The sequence below is a fragment of the Streptomyces sp. NPDC028907 genome (assembly GCF_055564995.1).
Genome location: NZ_JBVHVE010000001.1, coordinates 60,688 through 74,653 on the forward strand (window position 1 = coordinate 60,688; position 13,966 = coordinate 74,653).

Consider the following 13,966-nt stretch of genomic DNA (forward strand, 5'->3'; position numbering starts at 1 on the left):
GGACGGGCTGGAAGCACTCCGGGCGAGCTGAAATACCTAGCCCCGTTGCCCGTACCCCCGCAACCGCTCCCCCGCCTCCGCCACCTGCCCCGCTGACAGCAGGGCCGGGGACAGGCCGGGTACCGAGGACGCCGTGAGCCACAGGCGGGACATCCACTCCAGCTGGGCCGTGCGGTCGTAGGCCTGGTCGAGGGTGGTGCCGTAGGCGATCGTGCCGTGGTTCTGAAGGAGGCAGGCGGTGCGGTCGGTGAGGGCCCGGAGCATGTTCTCGGCCAACTCCGCCGTGCCGTACGTCGCATACGGGGCAACCCGGACGGGTCCGCCGAGGGCGCCGGCCATGTAGTGGATCAGCGGGAGCTCGGGGACGAGGGTCGAGACGGCTGTCGCGTGGACCGCGTGGGTGTGGACGACGGCCCCGGCGCCGGTGGCGCGGTAGACGGCGAGGTGCATGGGCAGCTCGCTGGTCGGTACGAGTGTGCCGAGCACCCGTCGGCCGGCCAGGTCGACCCCGGTCACCTCGTCCGGGGTCAGCCGATCGTAGGGCACTCCCGACGGCGTGACCAGCACGGTGTCACCGACGCGCACCGAGACGTTCCCGGACGTGCCGACGACCAGTCCGTCGGACACGGTCCGGCGAGCCGTCGCGACGAGGGCCTCCCAGGCCTCCATCTCCTCGGGGCGGGCACTTCTGCCCCACGACTCCCCCACTTCCTGTGCGCCCTCCCGCGTATCCCGCGCGCCCCGCTGGTCCCGCCGTTCCTCAGCCATGCGGCGATCCTGCCAGGCGGGGCGGCGGCATGGCCTCAAGTCGCCGTCGGAACGGGGCACTTTAGGGCGGAAGGTCGACGTCCGGAAGGGTGCATAACGGCACAGAACACCCTCGCGTCTCGCTTGGCCTGAGATCGACCGGGATTCAACGATCTTCCCGTAATCTCTGGGGGATTTGTCGTGCACGCAGCCATTCCGGGGGGAAATATGGCCCGTGATCGCAAACCGTCCCGTCACCGCTCCCGCCTCGTGGCGGCCTCCGTGGCGGCGCTCACCCTGGGCGGAACCGCGCTGGTCGAGATGCCGGCCGCGGCGGCCGGCAAGCCCAGGGGTCATGACGTCTCTTCCCATCAGAAGGACGTCAACTGGCAGAGCGCGAAGGGGAAGGGCGCCCGGTTCGTCTACGTCAAGGCGACCGAGTCCCACACCTACCGCAACCCGTACTTCAACCAGCAGTACAACGGCTCCCGCAACGCGGGGCTGATCCGCGGCGCGTACCACTTCGCGCTGCCGAACAAGTCGTCGGGCAGGGCACAGGCGGCGCACTTCGTGCGCAACGGCGGCGGCTGGCGGTCGGACGGCTGGACCCTGCCACCCGCGCTCGACATCGAGTACAACCCGTACGGCAAGCACAAGTGCTACGGGCTGAGCAAGGCGAAGATGGTCGGCTGGATCCAGTCCTTCAGCAACGAGGTGAAGCGACTGACCGGCCGCCGTCCGGTGATCTACACCACCACCCACTGGTGGAACACCTGCACCGGCGCGAGCCGCGCCTTCGCCTCGAACCACGCACTGTGGATAGCCCGCTACGACTCCGCGACGGCGGGGAACCTGCCGGCCGGATGGCAGTTCTGGACCATCTGGCAGTACGACAACGGCAGCGGCAGTCTGCCGGGTGACCAGAATCTCTTCAACGGGTCGATGGCCCAGCTCAGGAAGTTCGCCCGGGGCTACTGACCCTTGGGGCGACCGGGTCGCGCGGTGACCTCAAGAGGGGGGCGGAGGGGAGGCCTCCCCTTCCGGACGAACAACCCCCTCTTACAGACACCGTGCGGCCCGCCTCAGTTCATCTTCCGTTCACTCAGGTTACTTACGTTCGTCCAGCCAATGACCTCGAACGATTGCCTGGGTAAATGGAAAACTTCTCGCTGATCCTCGCGATTGTGGTGGTAACCGCACTCGCGTTCGATTTCACGAACGGTTTCCACGACACCGCCAACGCGATGGCCACCACCATCTCGACCGGCGCGCTCAAGCCCAAGGTCGCGGTGGCCATGTCCGCCGTGCTGAACCTTGTGGGCGCTTTCCTCTCCGTGGAGGTCGCCAACACGATCTCCAAGGGTCTCGTCGACGAGACCGGCATCCGTCCCGAGGTCATCTTCGCCGCGTTGGTCGGCGCGATCCTCTGGAATCTGCTCACCTGGCTGGTGGGCCTGCCCTCCAGCTCCTCGCACGCCCTGATGGGCGGCCTGATCGGCGCCACCATCGCCTCGGCCGGCATGGGCGCGGTCCACGGCGACGTGCTCGTCACCAAGGTGCTGATCCCGGCCATCGCCGCCCCGCTGGTCGCGGGCATCGCGGCGCTGCTCGCCACGCGCCTGACCTACACGCTCGGCAAGAAGGCCGACGGCGAGGCCAGCAGGAAGGGCTACCGCGCCGGCCAGATAGCCTCCGCCGGCCTGGTCTCCCTCGCGCACGGCACCAACGACGCGCAGAAGACGATGGGCATCATCACCCTCGCTCTGGTCGCCGGCGGCACCCTGGCCCCCGACTCCGACCCGCCCATGTGGGTCATCCTCTCCGCGGGTCTGGCCATCGCGCTCGGCACCTACCTCGGCGGCTGGCGCATCATCCGCACCATGGGCAAGGGCCTGACCGACCTCCAGCCGCAGCAGGGCTTCGCCGCCCAGACCAGCGCGGCCACCGTCATCCTGGCCTCCTCCCACCTCGGCTTCTCCCTCTCCACCACGCACTCCGTCTCCGGCTCGGTGATGGGCGCGGGCCTCGGCCGCAAGGGCGGCGTGGTCCGCTGGTCGACGGCCACCCGGATGTTCGTCGCCTGGGGTCTGACCCTGCCGGCCGCCGCCCTGGTCGGGGCGCTCGCCGAGTACGTGACGGGCTTCGGCGCCTGGGGCACGGCCATCGTCGCGGTCTTCCTGGTCGGCTCCAGCGCCGCGATCTGGAAGATCTCCCGCCGCGAGGTCATCGACCACACCAACGTCAACGAGACCGAGGAGCCGGCCGGCGTGGTGACCACGGCCATGGCCGCCGTGACCCCGCCCCCGGCGGGCACGACGACCGAGGACCTGTCGGCCACCATCCCGGCCCCGGCCTCCGAGCCGACGGCGACGCCGTCCGCGTCCCCCTCGCCCTCTCAGGCCACGGTCTGACCCCACCCGGTTACCCCTCCCGGTACTCAAGGAAGAAGAAGCATGAAGATCGACTGGGCGGCTCTCGGCTCCGTCTTCGGCGTCAGCCTCGTGGTCACCGTGGCCCTCGTGGGCCTGTTCACCCTCGGCATCTCGGGCCTGTCCCGCCGCGAACGAGCGGTGGCCCAGGGCGACTCGGCCGCGCTCGCGGTCACCGGCGCGTACGCGTGCTTCGCGGCATGCGCGGCGGCCGTGGGATACGGCATCTATCTGATCGTGGCCTGACGGCCCGACGTACGGCGCACGCGCCACCTGAATCACCCGAGGTGCGGGACGGATCACCGTCCCGCACCTCACGCCTGTGTGGGCCTTCGCACACTCTCCCGTCGCAGGTCAACGGCAAGTTGACGGCCCTTCCAACCCCGTGGTGGACTTCCGGGGCCAGCTACGGCGGCAGGAGAGGAAGCCGGTGTGAATCCGGCGCGGTCCCGCCACTGTCACCGGGGTAGAAAGCCCCGGGAGCCAGGAACTCTCACCGCCGGTCTCGTCGAACCAGGGCGTGGACACCCTGAGTGAGGACAGAACGCGATGCTCGCCTGCCGATCGACACGCAGTATCAGACCGTCGTCTGACCCCACGGTCGGCTGACCCCGATGCGAGCCGATCGCGTCTTCGCGTACGGCGCCGCCGCCGGACTTCTCGGTGACCTGCTGCTCGGCGACCCTCGCCGGGGGCATCCGGTCGCCGCGTTCGGGCGTGCCGCCGGCGCCGTGGAAAGAGTGTTGTGGCGCGACCACCGCGCGCGGGGTGCGGTGCACACCGCTGTGTGCGCCGGTGGCGCCGTGGCGCTGGGCGCCGTCGCCGCCCGTGTCGTCCGTACCTCCTCCGCCGCCTCCGTCGCGCTGACCGGCGCCGCCACCTGGGCGGTGGTCGGGGGGACTTCGCTCGCCCGGGAGGCGCGGACGATCGGGCGCGCCCTGGAGGCCGGTGACGTCGAGGGTGCGCGGGCGCGGCTGCCGCATCTGTGCGGGCGGGATCCGCAGGCGCTGGACGCGGACGGGATCGCGCGGGCGGTCGTGGAGTCCGTCGCCGAGAACACCTCCGACGCGGTGGTCGGGGCCCTGGTGTGGGGGGCCGTCGGCGGGGTGCCGGGGCTGCTCGGGTTCCGGGCCGTGAACACACTCGACGCCATGGTGGGGCACAGGTCGCCCAAGTACCGGCGGTACGGCTGGGCTTCGGCGCGGCTCGACGACGTGGCCGGATGGCCGGGGGCGCGGTTGACCGCCGTACTGGCCGCCGTCGCGGGCGGTGACCCCCGGGGTGCAGTACGGGCCTGGCGGGCCGACGCCGGCCGGCACCCGAGCCCCAACGCCGGGCCCGTCGAGGCCTCGTTCGCGGGGGCGCTCGGGGTGCGCCTCGGCGGGACGCTGTCGTACGGCGGGCGGGTCGAGCACCGGCCGGTGCTCAACGGGGCGGGGCGCGCCGTCGCCGTCCAGGACATCGAGCGGGCCGTACGGCTGTCGAAGCGCGTCGGCTGGCTGGCGCTCGGCGTCTGTGCCGCCGCGCGCCGTATCGCGAAGGGACGTACGTCATGACGGGCGGGGGACTTCTCGTCGCCGGCACCACCTCGGACGCCGGCAAGAGCGTCGTCACGGCGGGAATCTGCCGGTGGCTGGTACGGCAGGGGGTCAAGGTCGCGCCGTTCAAGGCGCAGAACATGTCCCTCAACTCGTTCGTGACGCGCGAGGGCGCCGAGATCGGGCGGGCGCAGGCCATGCAGGCGCAGGCGTGCCGCGTGGAGCCGACCGCGCGGATGAATCCCGTGCTGCTCAAGCCCGGCGGCGAGCGGAGCAGCCAGGTCGTGCTGCTGGGCAAGCCGGTGGGCGAGATGAGCGCACGCGGGTACCACGGCGGACGGCAGCGGGCGCTGCTCGGGACCGTGCTCGACTGTCTCGCGGAACTGCGGGACACGTACGACGCGGTGATCTGCGAGGGCGCCGGGTCTCCGGCGGAGATCAATCTGCGGCGGACCGACATCGTCAACATGGGCATCGCCCGCACCGCCCGGCTGCCCGTGCTGGTCGTGGGCGACATCGACCGCGGGGGCGTCTTCGCCTCCTTCTTCGGGACCGTGGCGCTGCTCTCCCCCGAGGACCAGTCGCTGGTCGCCGGGTTCCTGGTCAACAAGTTCCGCGGCGACGTCTCGCTGCTCGAACCCGGGCTCGACATGCTGCACGGCCTCACCGGCCGGCACACCTACGGCGTCCTGCCCTTCCGGCACGGCCTCGGCATCGACGAGGAGGACGGGCTGCGGGTCTCCCTGCGCGGGACGGTCCGGGAGTCCGTCGTCGCTCCGCCGGTCGGCGAGGACGTACTGCGGGTCGCCGTCTGCGCCGTGCCGCTGATGTCCAACTTCACCGACGTGGACGCCCTCGCCGCCGAGCCGGGTGTCGTCGTGCGGTTCGTGGACCGGCCCGAGGAACTGGCCGACGCGGACCTGGTGGTGCTCCCCGGCACCCGGGGAACCGTGCGCGCGCTGGAGTGGCTGCGCGAGCGCGGGCTCGCGGACGCCCTGGTGCGACGGGCCGCCGAGGGGCGGCCGATCCTCGGCATCTGCGGCGGCTTCCAGGTACTCGGCGAGCACATCGAGGACGAGGTCGAGAGCCGCGCGGGGCACGTCGACGGGCTCGGGGTCCTGCCCGTGCGGGTGCGGTTCGCCCGGGAGAAGACCCTCACCCGACCGGAGGGCCTGGCCCTCGGGGAGCGGGTCGAGGGGTACGAGATCCATCACGGGGTCGCCGAGGTCGACGGGGGCGACTCCTTCCTCGACGGATGCCGGGTCGGTCAGACCTGGGGCACGCACTGGCACGGCTCGCTGGAGTCGGACGGTTTCCGGCGGGCCTTTCTGCGCGAGGTGGCGGCCGCCGCGGGCCGACGCTTCGTTCCGGCGCCCGACACGTCGTTCGCCGCCCTGCGCGAGGAACAGCTCGACCGGCTCGGCGACCTGATCGAACAGCACGCGGACACGGACGCGCTCTGGCGGCTCATCGAGTCGGGCGCGCCGCAAGGACTGCCCTTCATTCCACCGGGAGCGCCCGCATGAGCACACCCTTCCCCTTCACGGCCGTCGTCGGCCAGGACGACCTGCGGCTGGCACTGCTGCTGAACGCCGTGTCACCGGCGGTCGGCGGTGTGCTGGTGCGCGGCGAGAAGGGCACCGCCAAGTCGACGGCCGTACGGGCGCTCTCGGCGCTGATGCCGGAGGTCCCGGTCGTGGCCGGGTGCCGTTTCTCGTGCGACCCCCAACGGCCCGACCCCGGGTGCCCGGACGGGCCGCACGAGCCGGGAGCGGGCGTCGAGCGGCCCGCCCGTATGGTCGAACTGCCCGTCGGCGCCTCCGAGGACCGGCTGGTGGGCGCCCTGGACATCGAGCGGGCACTGGCGGAGGGTGTGAAGGCCTTCGAGCCCGGCCTGCTCGCGGACGCGCACCGCGGAATCCTGTACGTCGACGAGGTCAACCTCCTCCACGACCACTTGGTCGACCTGCTCCTCGACGCGGCCGCGATGGGCGCGTCGTACGTCGAGCGCGAGGGTGTCTCCGTACGGCACGCCTCGAAGTTCCTGCTCGTCGGCACCATGAACCCCGAAGAGGGCGAGCTGCGGCCGCAGTTGCTCGACCGGTTCGGGCTGACCGTCGAGGTCGCCGCCTCGCGGGAGCCCGACCAGCGGGTGGAGGTCGTTCGGCGCCGCCTGGCCTACGACGACGACCCGGCGGGCTTCGCCGCGCGCTGGGCGGACGACGAGGCGGAGGTACGTCAACGTATCGCGACCGCAAGGGAGTTGCTGCCGTCGGTGCGGCTCGGTGACGGGGCGCTGCGGCAGATCGCGGCGACCTGCGCGGCGTTCGAGGTGGACGGTATGCGCGCCGACATCGTGATGGCGCGTACGGCGACGGCGCTGGCCGCGTGGGCCGGGCGGACCGATGTGCTCGCCGAGGACGTCCGGCAGGCGGCGCTGCTCGCGCTGCCGCACCGCAGGCGGCGCAACCCCTTCGACGCTCCGGGACTCGACGAGGACAAGCTCGACGAGACGCTGGAGGAGTTCGCCGGCGACGACGAGAGCCGGGGCGAGCACCAGAACGAGAACGAGGGCGACGAGGATCCCGATCCGGACGGGCCCGGCGGGGGCGGCGGGCAGCCGCCTTCCGGACCGGAGGGGCCGGACGGGCCTGACGGGCCGCAGAGCGGTGACGTGGGCGCGCCGCCGCCCGAGGCCGGGGAGGGCGGGCAGCCGCAGGCTCCCGGTGCCGGGGAACAGCAGCCCGTGCGGGCCTCGGAGCCCTTCCGGACCAAGGTGCTCAGCGTGCCCGGTCTCGGCGAGGGCGCGGCGGGGCGGCGTTCGCGGGCGCGGACCGAGCACGGGCGGACGACCGGGGCGCGACGTCCCCGGGGGGTGCTGACCAAGCTGCACCTGGCGGCCACCGTGCACGCGGCCGCGCCGCATCAGCGGACGCGGGGACGGTCGGGGCCTGGACTGGTCGTACGGCGTGACGATCTGCGGCAGGCGACCCGGGAGGGGCGCGAGGGCAACCTCGTGCTGTTCGTGGTGGACGCCTCGGGGTCGATGGCGGCGCGGCAGCGGATGTCCGCGGTCAAGGGAGCCGTGCTCTCGCTGCTGCTGGATGCCTACCAGCGGCGGGACAAGGTGGGGCTGGTGACGTTCCGGGGGACGGCGGCCGACGTGGCCCTGCCGCCGACGTCGTCGGTGGACGCGGCCGCGGCCCGGCTGGAGTCGCTGCCGACCGGGGGGCGTACGCCGCTCGCGGCCGGGCTGCTCAAGGCGCACGAGGTGCTTCGGGTGGAGCGGCTGCGGGATCCGGCGCGGCGGGCGCTGGTCGTCGTGGTGACCGACGGGCGTGCAACCGGTGGCCCGGAGCCGGTCGCCCTGGCCGGGCGGGCCGCGCGGCTGTTCGCCGCCGAGCAGATCGCGTCCGTGGTCGTCGACTGCGAGGCAGGGTACGTGCGGCTGGGGCTCGCCGGGCAGCTGGCGGGTGAGCTGGGCGGTACGGCGGTGACGCTGGAGGAGTTGCGGGCGGACTCGATCGCCGGGCTCGTCAGGGATGTTCAGAGTGGATCGCAGGGTGGTTCGAAGAGGAGGGCCGCGTAATGCCGCAGGGACAGCCGAGTGTGGTGCCGGACGATGGGCTGACGACTCGTCAGCGTCGTAACCGGCCGCTGGTGATGGTGCACACCGGGGTCGGCAAGGGCAAGTCCACCGCCGCCTTCGGGATGGCGCTGCGCGCCTGGAACCAGGGATGGCCGATCGGGGTGTTCCAGTTCGTCAAGTCGGCGAAGTGGAAGGTCGGCGAGGAGAACGCGCTGCGAGTGCTGGGCGCGAGCGGCGAGGGCGGCACCGTCGACTGGCACAAGATGGGCGAGGGCTGGTCGTGGGTGCAGCGTGACGACCAGATGGACAACGAGGAGAAGGCCCGGGAGGGCTGGGAGCAGGTCAAGCGGGACCTGGCGGCCGAGTCGTACAAGCTCTACGTCCTCGACGAGTTCGCCTATCCGCTGCACTGGGGCTGGGTCGACCTCGACGAGGTGATCGAGGTGCTGCGCGACCGGCCGGGAACCCAGCATGTCGTGATCACCGGGCGGAACGCGCCGGAGAAGCTCGTTGAATTCGCCGACCTCGTGACCGACATGTCCAAGGTCAAGCACCCCATGGACGCCGGGCAGAAGGGGCAGCGGGGTATCGAGTGGTGATGTCCTCGTCCGCCTCCGTCCCACGGCTCGTCATCGCCGCGCCGTCGTCCGGCAGCGGCAAGACCACCGTGGCCACGGGGTTGATGGCCGCGCTCGCCGCGCGGGGGCTCGCCGTGTCCCCGCACAAGGTGGGGCCGGACTACATCGACCCCGGGTACCACGCGCTCGCCACCGGGCGGGTGGGGCGGAACCTCGACGCGTATCTGTGCGGGCCCGAGCTGGTCGGGCCGTTGTTCCTGCACGGGGCGCGGGGCTGCGACATCGCGGTCGTCGAGGGGGTCATGGGGATGTTCGACGGGGCCGCCGGGCAGGGGGAGCTGGCGTCCACCGCGCATGTGGCGAAGCTGCTGCGGGCGCCGGTGGTGCTGGTCGTCGACGCGTCGTCGCAGTCGCGGTCGGTGGCGGCGCTGGTGCACGGGTTCGTGTCCTGGGACCCGGAGGTGCGGGTCGGGGGCGTGATTCTGAACAAGGTCGCCTCCGATCGGCACGAGGAGTTGTTGCGGGAGGGGTTGGAGTCGGCCGGGGTGCCGGTGCTGGGGGTGTTGCGGCGGACGGCTCAGGTCGATACGCCGTCGCGGCATCTGGGGTTGGTGCCGGTCGCCGAGCGGCGGGCTGCCGCGGTGGATGCGATGGCCGCCATGGCCGCGCAGGTGCGGGACGGGTGTGATCTGGAGGCGCTGGTGTCGCTGGCGCGGAGGGCGGGTGAATTGTCGTGTGCGGGGTGGGATGCGGCTGAGGTCCTGGCTGTCTCGCCCCCGCCGCCCCTACCCGTCCCGTCCCTGGGGGCTGCCGCCCCCCGACCCCCGCATCGGCCCGAAGGGCCTCGTCCTCAAACGCCGGACGGGCTGAGAGACCGGATCGGGACCGCAGAGACCCGTCTCCAGACCCAGCCAGTGGTAGCCGTTGCCGGGGGGCCTGCCTTCACCTTCTCCTACGCCGAGCACACCGAGTTGCTCACCGCCGCTGGGGCCGTCGTCGTTCCCTTCGATCCGTTGCGGGACGAGCAACTGCCGGACGGGACACGAGGGTTGGTGATCGGGGGCGGGTTTCCGGAGGTGTATGCGGCCGAGTTGTCGGCCAATGAGCCGCTGCGCAAGTCCATCGGGGAGTTCGCGCTGAGCGGGGCTCCGGTCGCTGCCGAGTGTGCGGGGCTGTTGTATCTGTGCCGGGAGCTCGACGGGCAACCGATGTGTGGTGTGCTCGACGCCGGTGCCCGGATGTCGGAGCGGCTGACGCTCGGCTATCGGGACGCGGTGGCCGTGAATGACAGTGTGCTCACGGTGGCCGGGACGCGGATGCGGGGGCACGAGTTTCACCGGACGGTCGTGGAGCCCGGGGCGGGGGAGCTGCCCGCCTGGGGGATGCGGCTGCCGCACAAGCGGGTCGAGGGGTTCGTGCGGGGCGGGGTGCACGCGAGCTATCTGCACACGCACTGGGCGGCCGAGCCCGGTGTCGCCCGGCGGTTCGTGGAGAGGTGCCGTACCGCGGACGGGGGCGGCCGGTGAGAACGGGCGCGGTCGGCGACCTCGTGGTCGGTGTCGGTGCCTCGAAGGGCGTCCCCGTCGGTGAACTCCTCGCACTCATCGAGGGCGCTCTCGGCGACGCCGGCCTCTCCCCCGCGTCCCTCACCGAACTCGCCACCCTCGACGCCAAGGCCGACGAACCCGGCATCGTCCGGGCCGCCGCGCGTCTCGGCGTTCCCCTGGTCGCCTACTCCGCCGACGAGCTGGCCGCCGTCGACGTCCCCCACCCCTCCGACGCGCCCCTCGCCGCGACCGGCACCCGCTCGGTCGCCGAGGCCGCCGCCCTCGCGCGCGGCGGGGAACTCCTCGTACCGAAGCGGAAGTCGCGGCGTGCCGACGGACGGCCGGCGAGGGCGACCTGTGCCGTCGTACGGCGTCCCGGGCCGGACGGGCGCCATGATGACCGTGCCGCCGTGCGCGAGGTGCCGGCACACCACCCCGGTCCACCCGCCGAGGAGTCATCGTGACCACTGGGCCGCCCGCCCTGCCGATCGCCGGTCATCGCACCCGGTTCGGACGGGAGTCGGAGCGCTGCCATCCCGAGGGTGCGCCCGAGGAAGGGCACGGACACGGACATGGAGACGAGGAAACCCGCTCTTATGCACACTGAAGCGCATGACCTCCGGCATCACGGCGACGCCGAGGTCCGTGACGACGGTTCGGCGCTCGTCGACCTCGCCGTGAACGTCCGCGCGGACACGCCGCCCGCATGGCTGCGGGAGCGGATCGCAGCGTCGCTGGGCTCGCTCGCCGCCTACCCGGACGGACGGGCGGCGCGGGCGGCGGTCGCGGCTCGGCACGGGCTGCCGGTGGAGCGGGTGCTGTTGACGGCGGGGGCGGCGGAGGCGTTCGTGCTGCTGGCGCGGGCGCTGAAGGTGCTGCGGCCGGTCGTCGTGCACCCGCAGTTCACGGAGCCGGAGGCGGCTCTGCGGGACGCGGGGCACAGCGTCGAACGGGTGCTGCTGCGGGAGGAGGACGGCTTCCGTCTCGATCCGGCGGCCGTTCCCGAGGACGCCGACCTGGTGGTCATCGGCAATCCCACCAACCCGACCTCCGTGCTGCACGCCGCCGCCGCCATCGCCGAACTCGCACGTCCCGGGCGGACGTTGGTGGTGGACGAGGCGTTCATGGACGCGGTGCCGGGTGAGCGGGAGGCGTTGGCGGGGCGGACGGACGTGCCGGGCCTGGTGGTGCTGCGCAGCCTGACCAAGACGTGGGGGCTGGCCGGGCTGCGGATCGGCTATGTCCTGGCCGCACCGGAGACCATCGCCGAACTGGAGCGCGCCCAGCCCCTGTGGCCCGTCTCCACGCCCGCGCTCGCCGCCGCCGAAGCCTGCGTGGCACCGCCGGCCCTCGCGGAGGCGGCCCACGCGGCCCACCGCGTCGCCGCCGACCGGGCCCATCTCGCTGCCGGGCTGGGCGAGTTCGCCTCGCTCGGGCTGCGGGTCGTCGAGCCCGCCGAGGGGCCCTTCGTCCTCGTACGACTGCCGGGCGCGGCCGACGTACGGCATCATCTGCGCGATCTCGGGTTCGCGGTGCGGCGCGGGGACACCTTCCCGGGGCTGGGCGAGGAGTGGCTGCGGCTGGCGGTGCGGGACCGGGGCACGGTCAACCGGTTCCTGCGGGCGCTGGACCAGGCGATGGCTCTGGCCCGTCGCTGAGCCCGGCCGGCACGCGCTCCACGCCGCCGTCCGGGAAGCGGACCTCCACGGTGCCGTCGGCGGCGACGGTCGCGCTCGCTCCCGTGAGCGGGGTCCGCGGGTCGGCGCTCAGCATGACGAGGGTGACCAACAGCGGGCCCGATCGCGGTAGTTGGAGCACGGGGGTCGCCGAGTGGTGGCCCACCGCGTTCGTACCGACGGCCCGTACGACCGATGCCCCTGCGTCGTCCCAGCCGTGGAGGCCCACCAGCGCGCTGGTCAGTCCGTCCGCGCGACGGGCCACCGCCCGGGCGGCGCCGGTGTGCACGTCCGGAGGCGCGGCGTCGTCGGCCACCGCCCAACCGCCCTCCCGCACCGGCGTGTCGGACGGTACGTCGAGTCGGTGCACCCGTACCTCCCAGGCCCCGCGCACCACGCTGACGGTTTCGACCCGCCCGTCCTGCCCGCGGGACCCGGCCCGCCCGGCTTCGGTGCCCAGGGGGTGGATGCGTCCGCGTGGGGAGGGGGTGCCGTCGGGGGACAGGAGCGCGAGGTGGTTGTCGACACCCGGGGTTTCGGGGGCGGTCGCGCTGGAGTAGGCGAAACGGGCGTAGTGGGGGCTGTCGTCGTCCGTGGCGGGTGGGGGCGGGAGGCGGTCGCTGCCGTGGTTGACCAGCCGCACGATGCCGTCGGCCGTGGTGGAGTGCAGCAGCCAGCCGGGGGCGGGCAGGGCCAGGCTGACGTCCCTCGTGTCGACGGGCGCCGGCTCCTCCGATGCCGTCCAGACCGGGTGGTCGGCGGGCAGGAGCAGCCCCAGGAAGGCCTTGCTCGCCCAGTACGGGGAGGCGGGGCCCGAGTAGCGCTGGGTGACGGGGCGGAAGGGCCGGTACCAGCCGAGGCTGAGCAGGCCCCGCTCGTCGGGCACGCCCCGCTCGGCGAAGTGCTTCAGTGCGCCGGAGGCGAGGCGGCGGGTGCGGCCCGGCGGGAGCGGGGTGGCGTCGGCGAGGGCGCCCGCCCACAGCGGGGCGGTGGCCGCGAAGCGGTAGGTGAGGGAGCGGCCCTGGTGGACGGGGGCACCGTCCGAGCCGAAGAAGTGCTGGTGGACCGCGAGGAACTCGCGCAGCCGCGCCCGGTGCCGGGTCACGGTGGCCGGATCCGCCCGCGGCCCCGCGATCCGCGCCCACAGCACCGGGTACAGGTGCAGCGCCCAGGCGTTGTAGTAGTCGAACTTCCGCCCGTCACCGTCGGTGTACCAGCCCCCGCCCCGGTACCAGTCGTCCAGCCGGGCCAGCCCCGCGTCGATCTCACCCCGGCTGTGCGGCGCGCCCACCGAGGCGAGGAACTCCTCGGTGATCACCTGGAACAGCCGCCAGTTGGAGTCGTTGACGTCCGCGCCGACGAACCCGCCGAGCCAGACGCACACCCGCTGCCGTACGCCGTCGTCGAGGTGGTCCCACAACCACGGGCGTGACTCGTGCAGCGCGAGGGCGATCGAGGCGGCCTCGACCATCGGCTGGGCCCGGTCGATGATCGGCGGCCAGTGCTCGGCGTGGTGCGGATCCGTGCCGGCGGCCAGTCCGGCGGCGGACCGCTCGATGAGCGCGGGGCCGACCCGGCCCTCCGAGCCGGCGATACGGAAGGCGGCGAGCAGGAAGGAGCGCGCGAAGCCTTCCAGGCCGTCTGACCAGGGGCCGGAGTGGCTGGGCGGGCCGGGGAGGCGGTACTGGGCGAGGCTCGGGGTCGCGTAGGGCAACAGCCCGTCGAGGAGCCGGTCCGCGATCGACTCCCAGTGGGCGCGGGTCCAGCCGGTGAGGGGCGAGAGCGTCGGGTCGGTCGCGGGAAGGTGCGTCGGATCGTCGGGGAGCGACACATGCGGCGCGGTCATACGAGTTTCGGTCCTC

General features: G+C 72.9%; 11 protein-coding genes, 1 pseudogene and 1 riboswitch. Of the genes and pseudogenes, 10 read left to right on the top strand and 2 right to left on the bottom strand.

Annotated features, from left to right (window positions below; translation table 11 throughout):
• Positions 1-36: 36 nt before the first annotated feature.
• Positions 37-768: a class II aldolase/adducin family protein gene (locus ACZ4UU_RS00320; protein ID WP_468035514.1), complete on the bottom strand. Its 732-nt coding sequence runs from the start codon at positions 766-768 to the stop codon at positions 37-39.
• A gap of 207 nt (positions 769-975) precedes the next feature.
• Here ACZ4UU_RS00320 and ACZ4UU_RS00325 point away from each other — a divergent pair, with 207 nt between their 5' ends.
• From ACZ4UU_RS00325 to cobC, 10 genes and pseudogenes are all read left to right on the top strand, one after another.
• Positions 976-1,725 carry a lysozyme gene (locus tag ACZ4UU_RS00325; protein ID WP_468035516.1) on the top strand — a complete coding sequence of 250 codons (750 nt, stop codon included), beginning with the start codon at positions 976-978 and terminating at the stop codon, positions 1,723-1,725.
• Between the two features lie 176 nt (positions 1,726-1,901).
• Positions 1,902-3,158, top strand: coding sequence for an inorganic phosphate transporter (locus ACZ4UU_RS00330; protein WP_468035518.1), 1,257 nt, complete (start codon positions 1,902-1,904; stop codon positions 3,156-3,158).
• Between the two features lie 42 nt (positions 3,159-3,200).
• Positions 3,201-3,422 carry a hypothetical protein gene (locus tag ACZ4UU_RS00335; RefSeq protein ID WP_030051597.1) on the top strand — a complete coding sequence of 74 codons (222 nt, stop codon included), beginning with the start codon at positions 3,201-3,203 and terminating at the stop codon, positions 3,420-3,422.
• Between the two features lie 126 nt (positions 3,423-3,548).
• Positions 3,549-3,688, top strand: a riboswitch (cobalamin riboswitch).
• A gap of 102 nt (positions 3,689-3,790) precedes the next feature.
• Positions 3,791-4,732, top strand: a complete 942-nt coding sequence (locus ACZ4UU_RS00340) for a cobalamin biosynthesis protein (protein ID WP_468035520.1) — start codon at positions 3,791-3,793, stop codon at positions 4,730-4,732.
• Entirely contained in the window at positions 4,729-6,240 is a 1,512-nt protein-coding gene (locus tag ACZ4UU_RS00345; RefSeq protein WP_468035522.1) for a cobyric acid synthase, read from the top strand. The genes ACZ4UU_RS00340 and ACZ4UU_RS00345 overlap by 4 nt, the downstream gene beginning before the upstream one ends.
• Positions 6,237-8,303 carry a putative cobaltochelatase gene (locus ACZ4UU_RS00350; protein WP_468035524.1) on the top strand — a complete coding sequence of 689 codons (2,067 nt, stop codon included), beginning with the start codon at positions 6,237-6,239 and terminating at the stop codon, positions 8,301-8,303. The genes ACZ4UU_RS00345 and ACZ4UU_RS00350 overlap by 4 nt, the downstream gene beginning before the upstream one ends.
• A complete protein-coding gene (gene cobO, locus ACZ4UU_RS00355; protein ID WP_468035526.1) occupies positions 8,303-8,902 on the top strand; it encodes a cob(I)yrinic acid a,c-diamide adenosyltransferase in 600 nt (199 codons plus the stop codon). The genes ACZ4UU_RS00350 and cobO overlap by 1 nt, the downstream gene beginning before the upstream one ends.
• Positions 8,902-10,407, top strand: a complete 1,506-nt coding sequence (locus ACZ4UU_RS00360) for a cobyrinate a,c-diamide synthase (RefSeq protein ID WP_468035528.1) — start codon at positions 8,902-8,904, stop codon at positions 10,405-10,407. The genes cobO and ACZ4UU_RS00360 overlap by 1 nt, the downstream gene beginning before the upstream one ends.
• Positions 10,377-10,805: pseudogene (locus ACZ4UU_RS00365) on the top strand (cobalamin biosynthesis protein); the annotation flags it as partial. The gene ACZ4UU_RS00360 and the pseudogene ACZ4UU_RS00365, both read left to right, overlap by 31 nt.
• 219 nt (positions 10,806-11,024) lie before the next feature.
• Entirely contained in the window at positions 11,025-12,086 is a 1,062-nt protein-coding gene (gene cobC, locus ACZ4UU_RS00370; protein WP_468035530.1) for an Rv2231c family pyridoxal phosphate-dependent protein CobC, read from the top strand.
• Here cobC and ACZ4UU_RS00375 read toward each other — a convergent pair.
• Entirely contained in the window at positions 12,034-13,950 is a 1,917-nt protein-coding gene (locus ACZ4UU_RS00375; protein WP_468035532.1) for a DUF2264 domain-containing protein, read from the bottom strand. The genes cobC and ACZ4UU_RS00375 overlap by 53 nt on opposite strands.
• Positions 13,951-13,966: the final 16 nt, after the last annotated feature.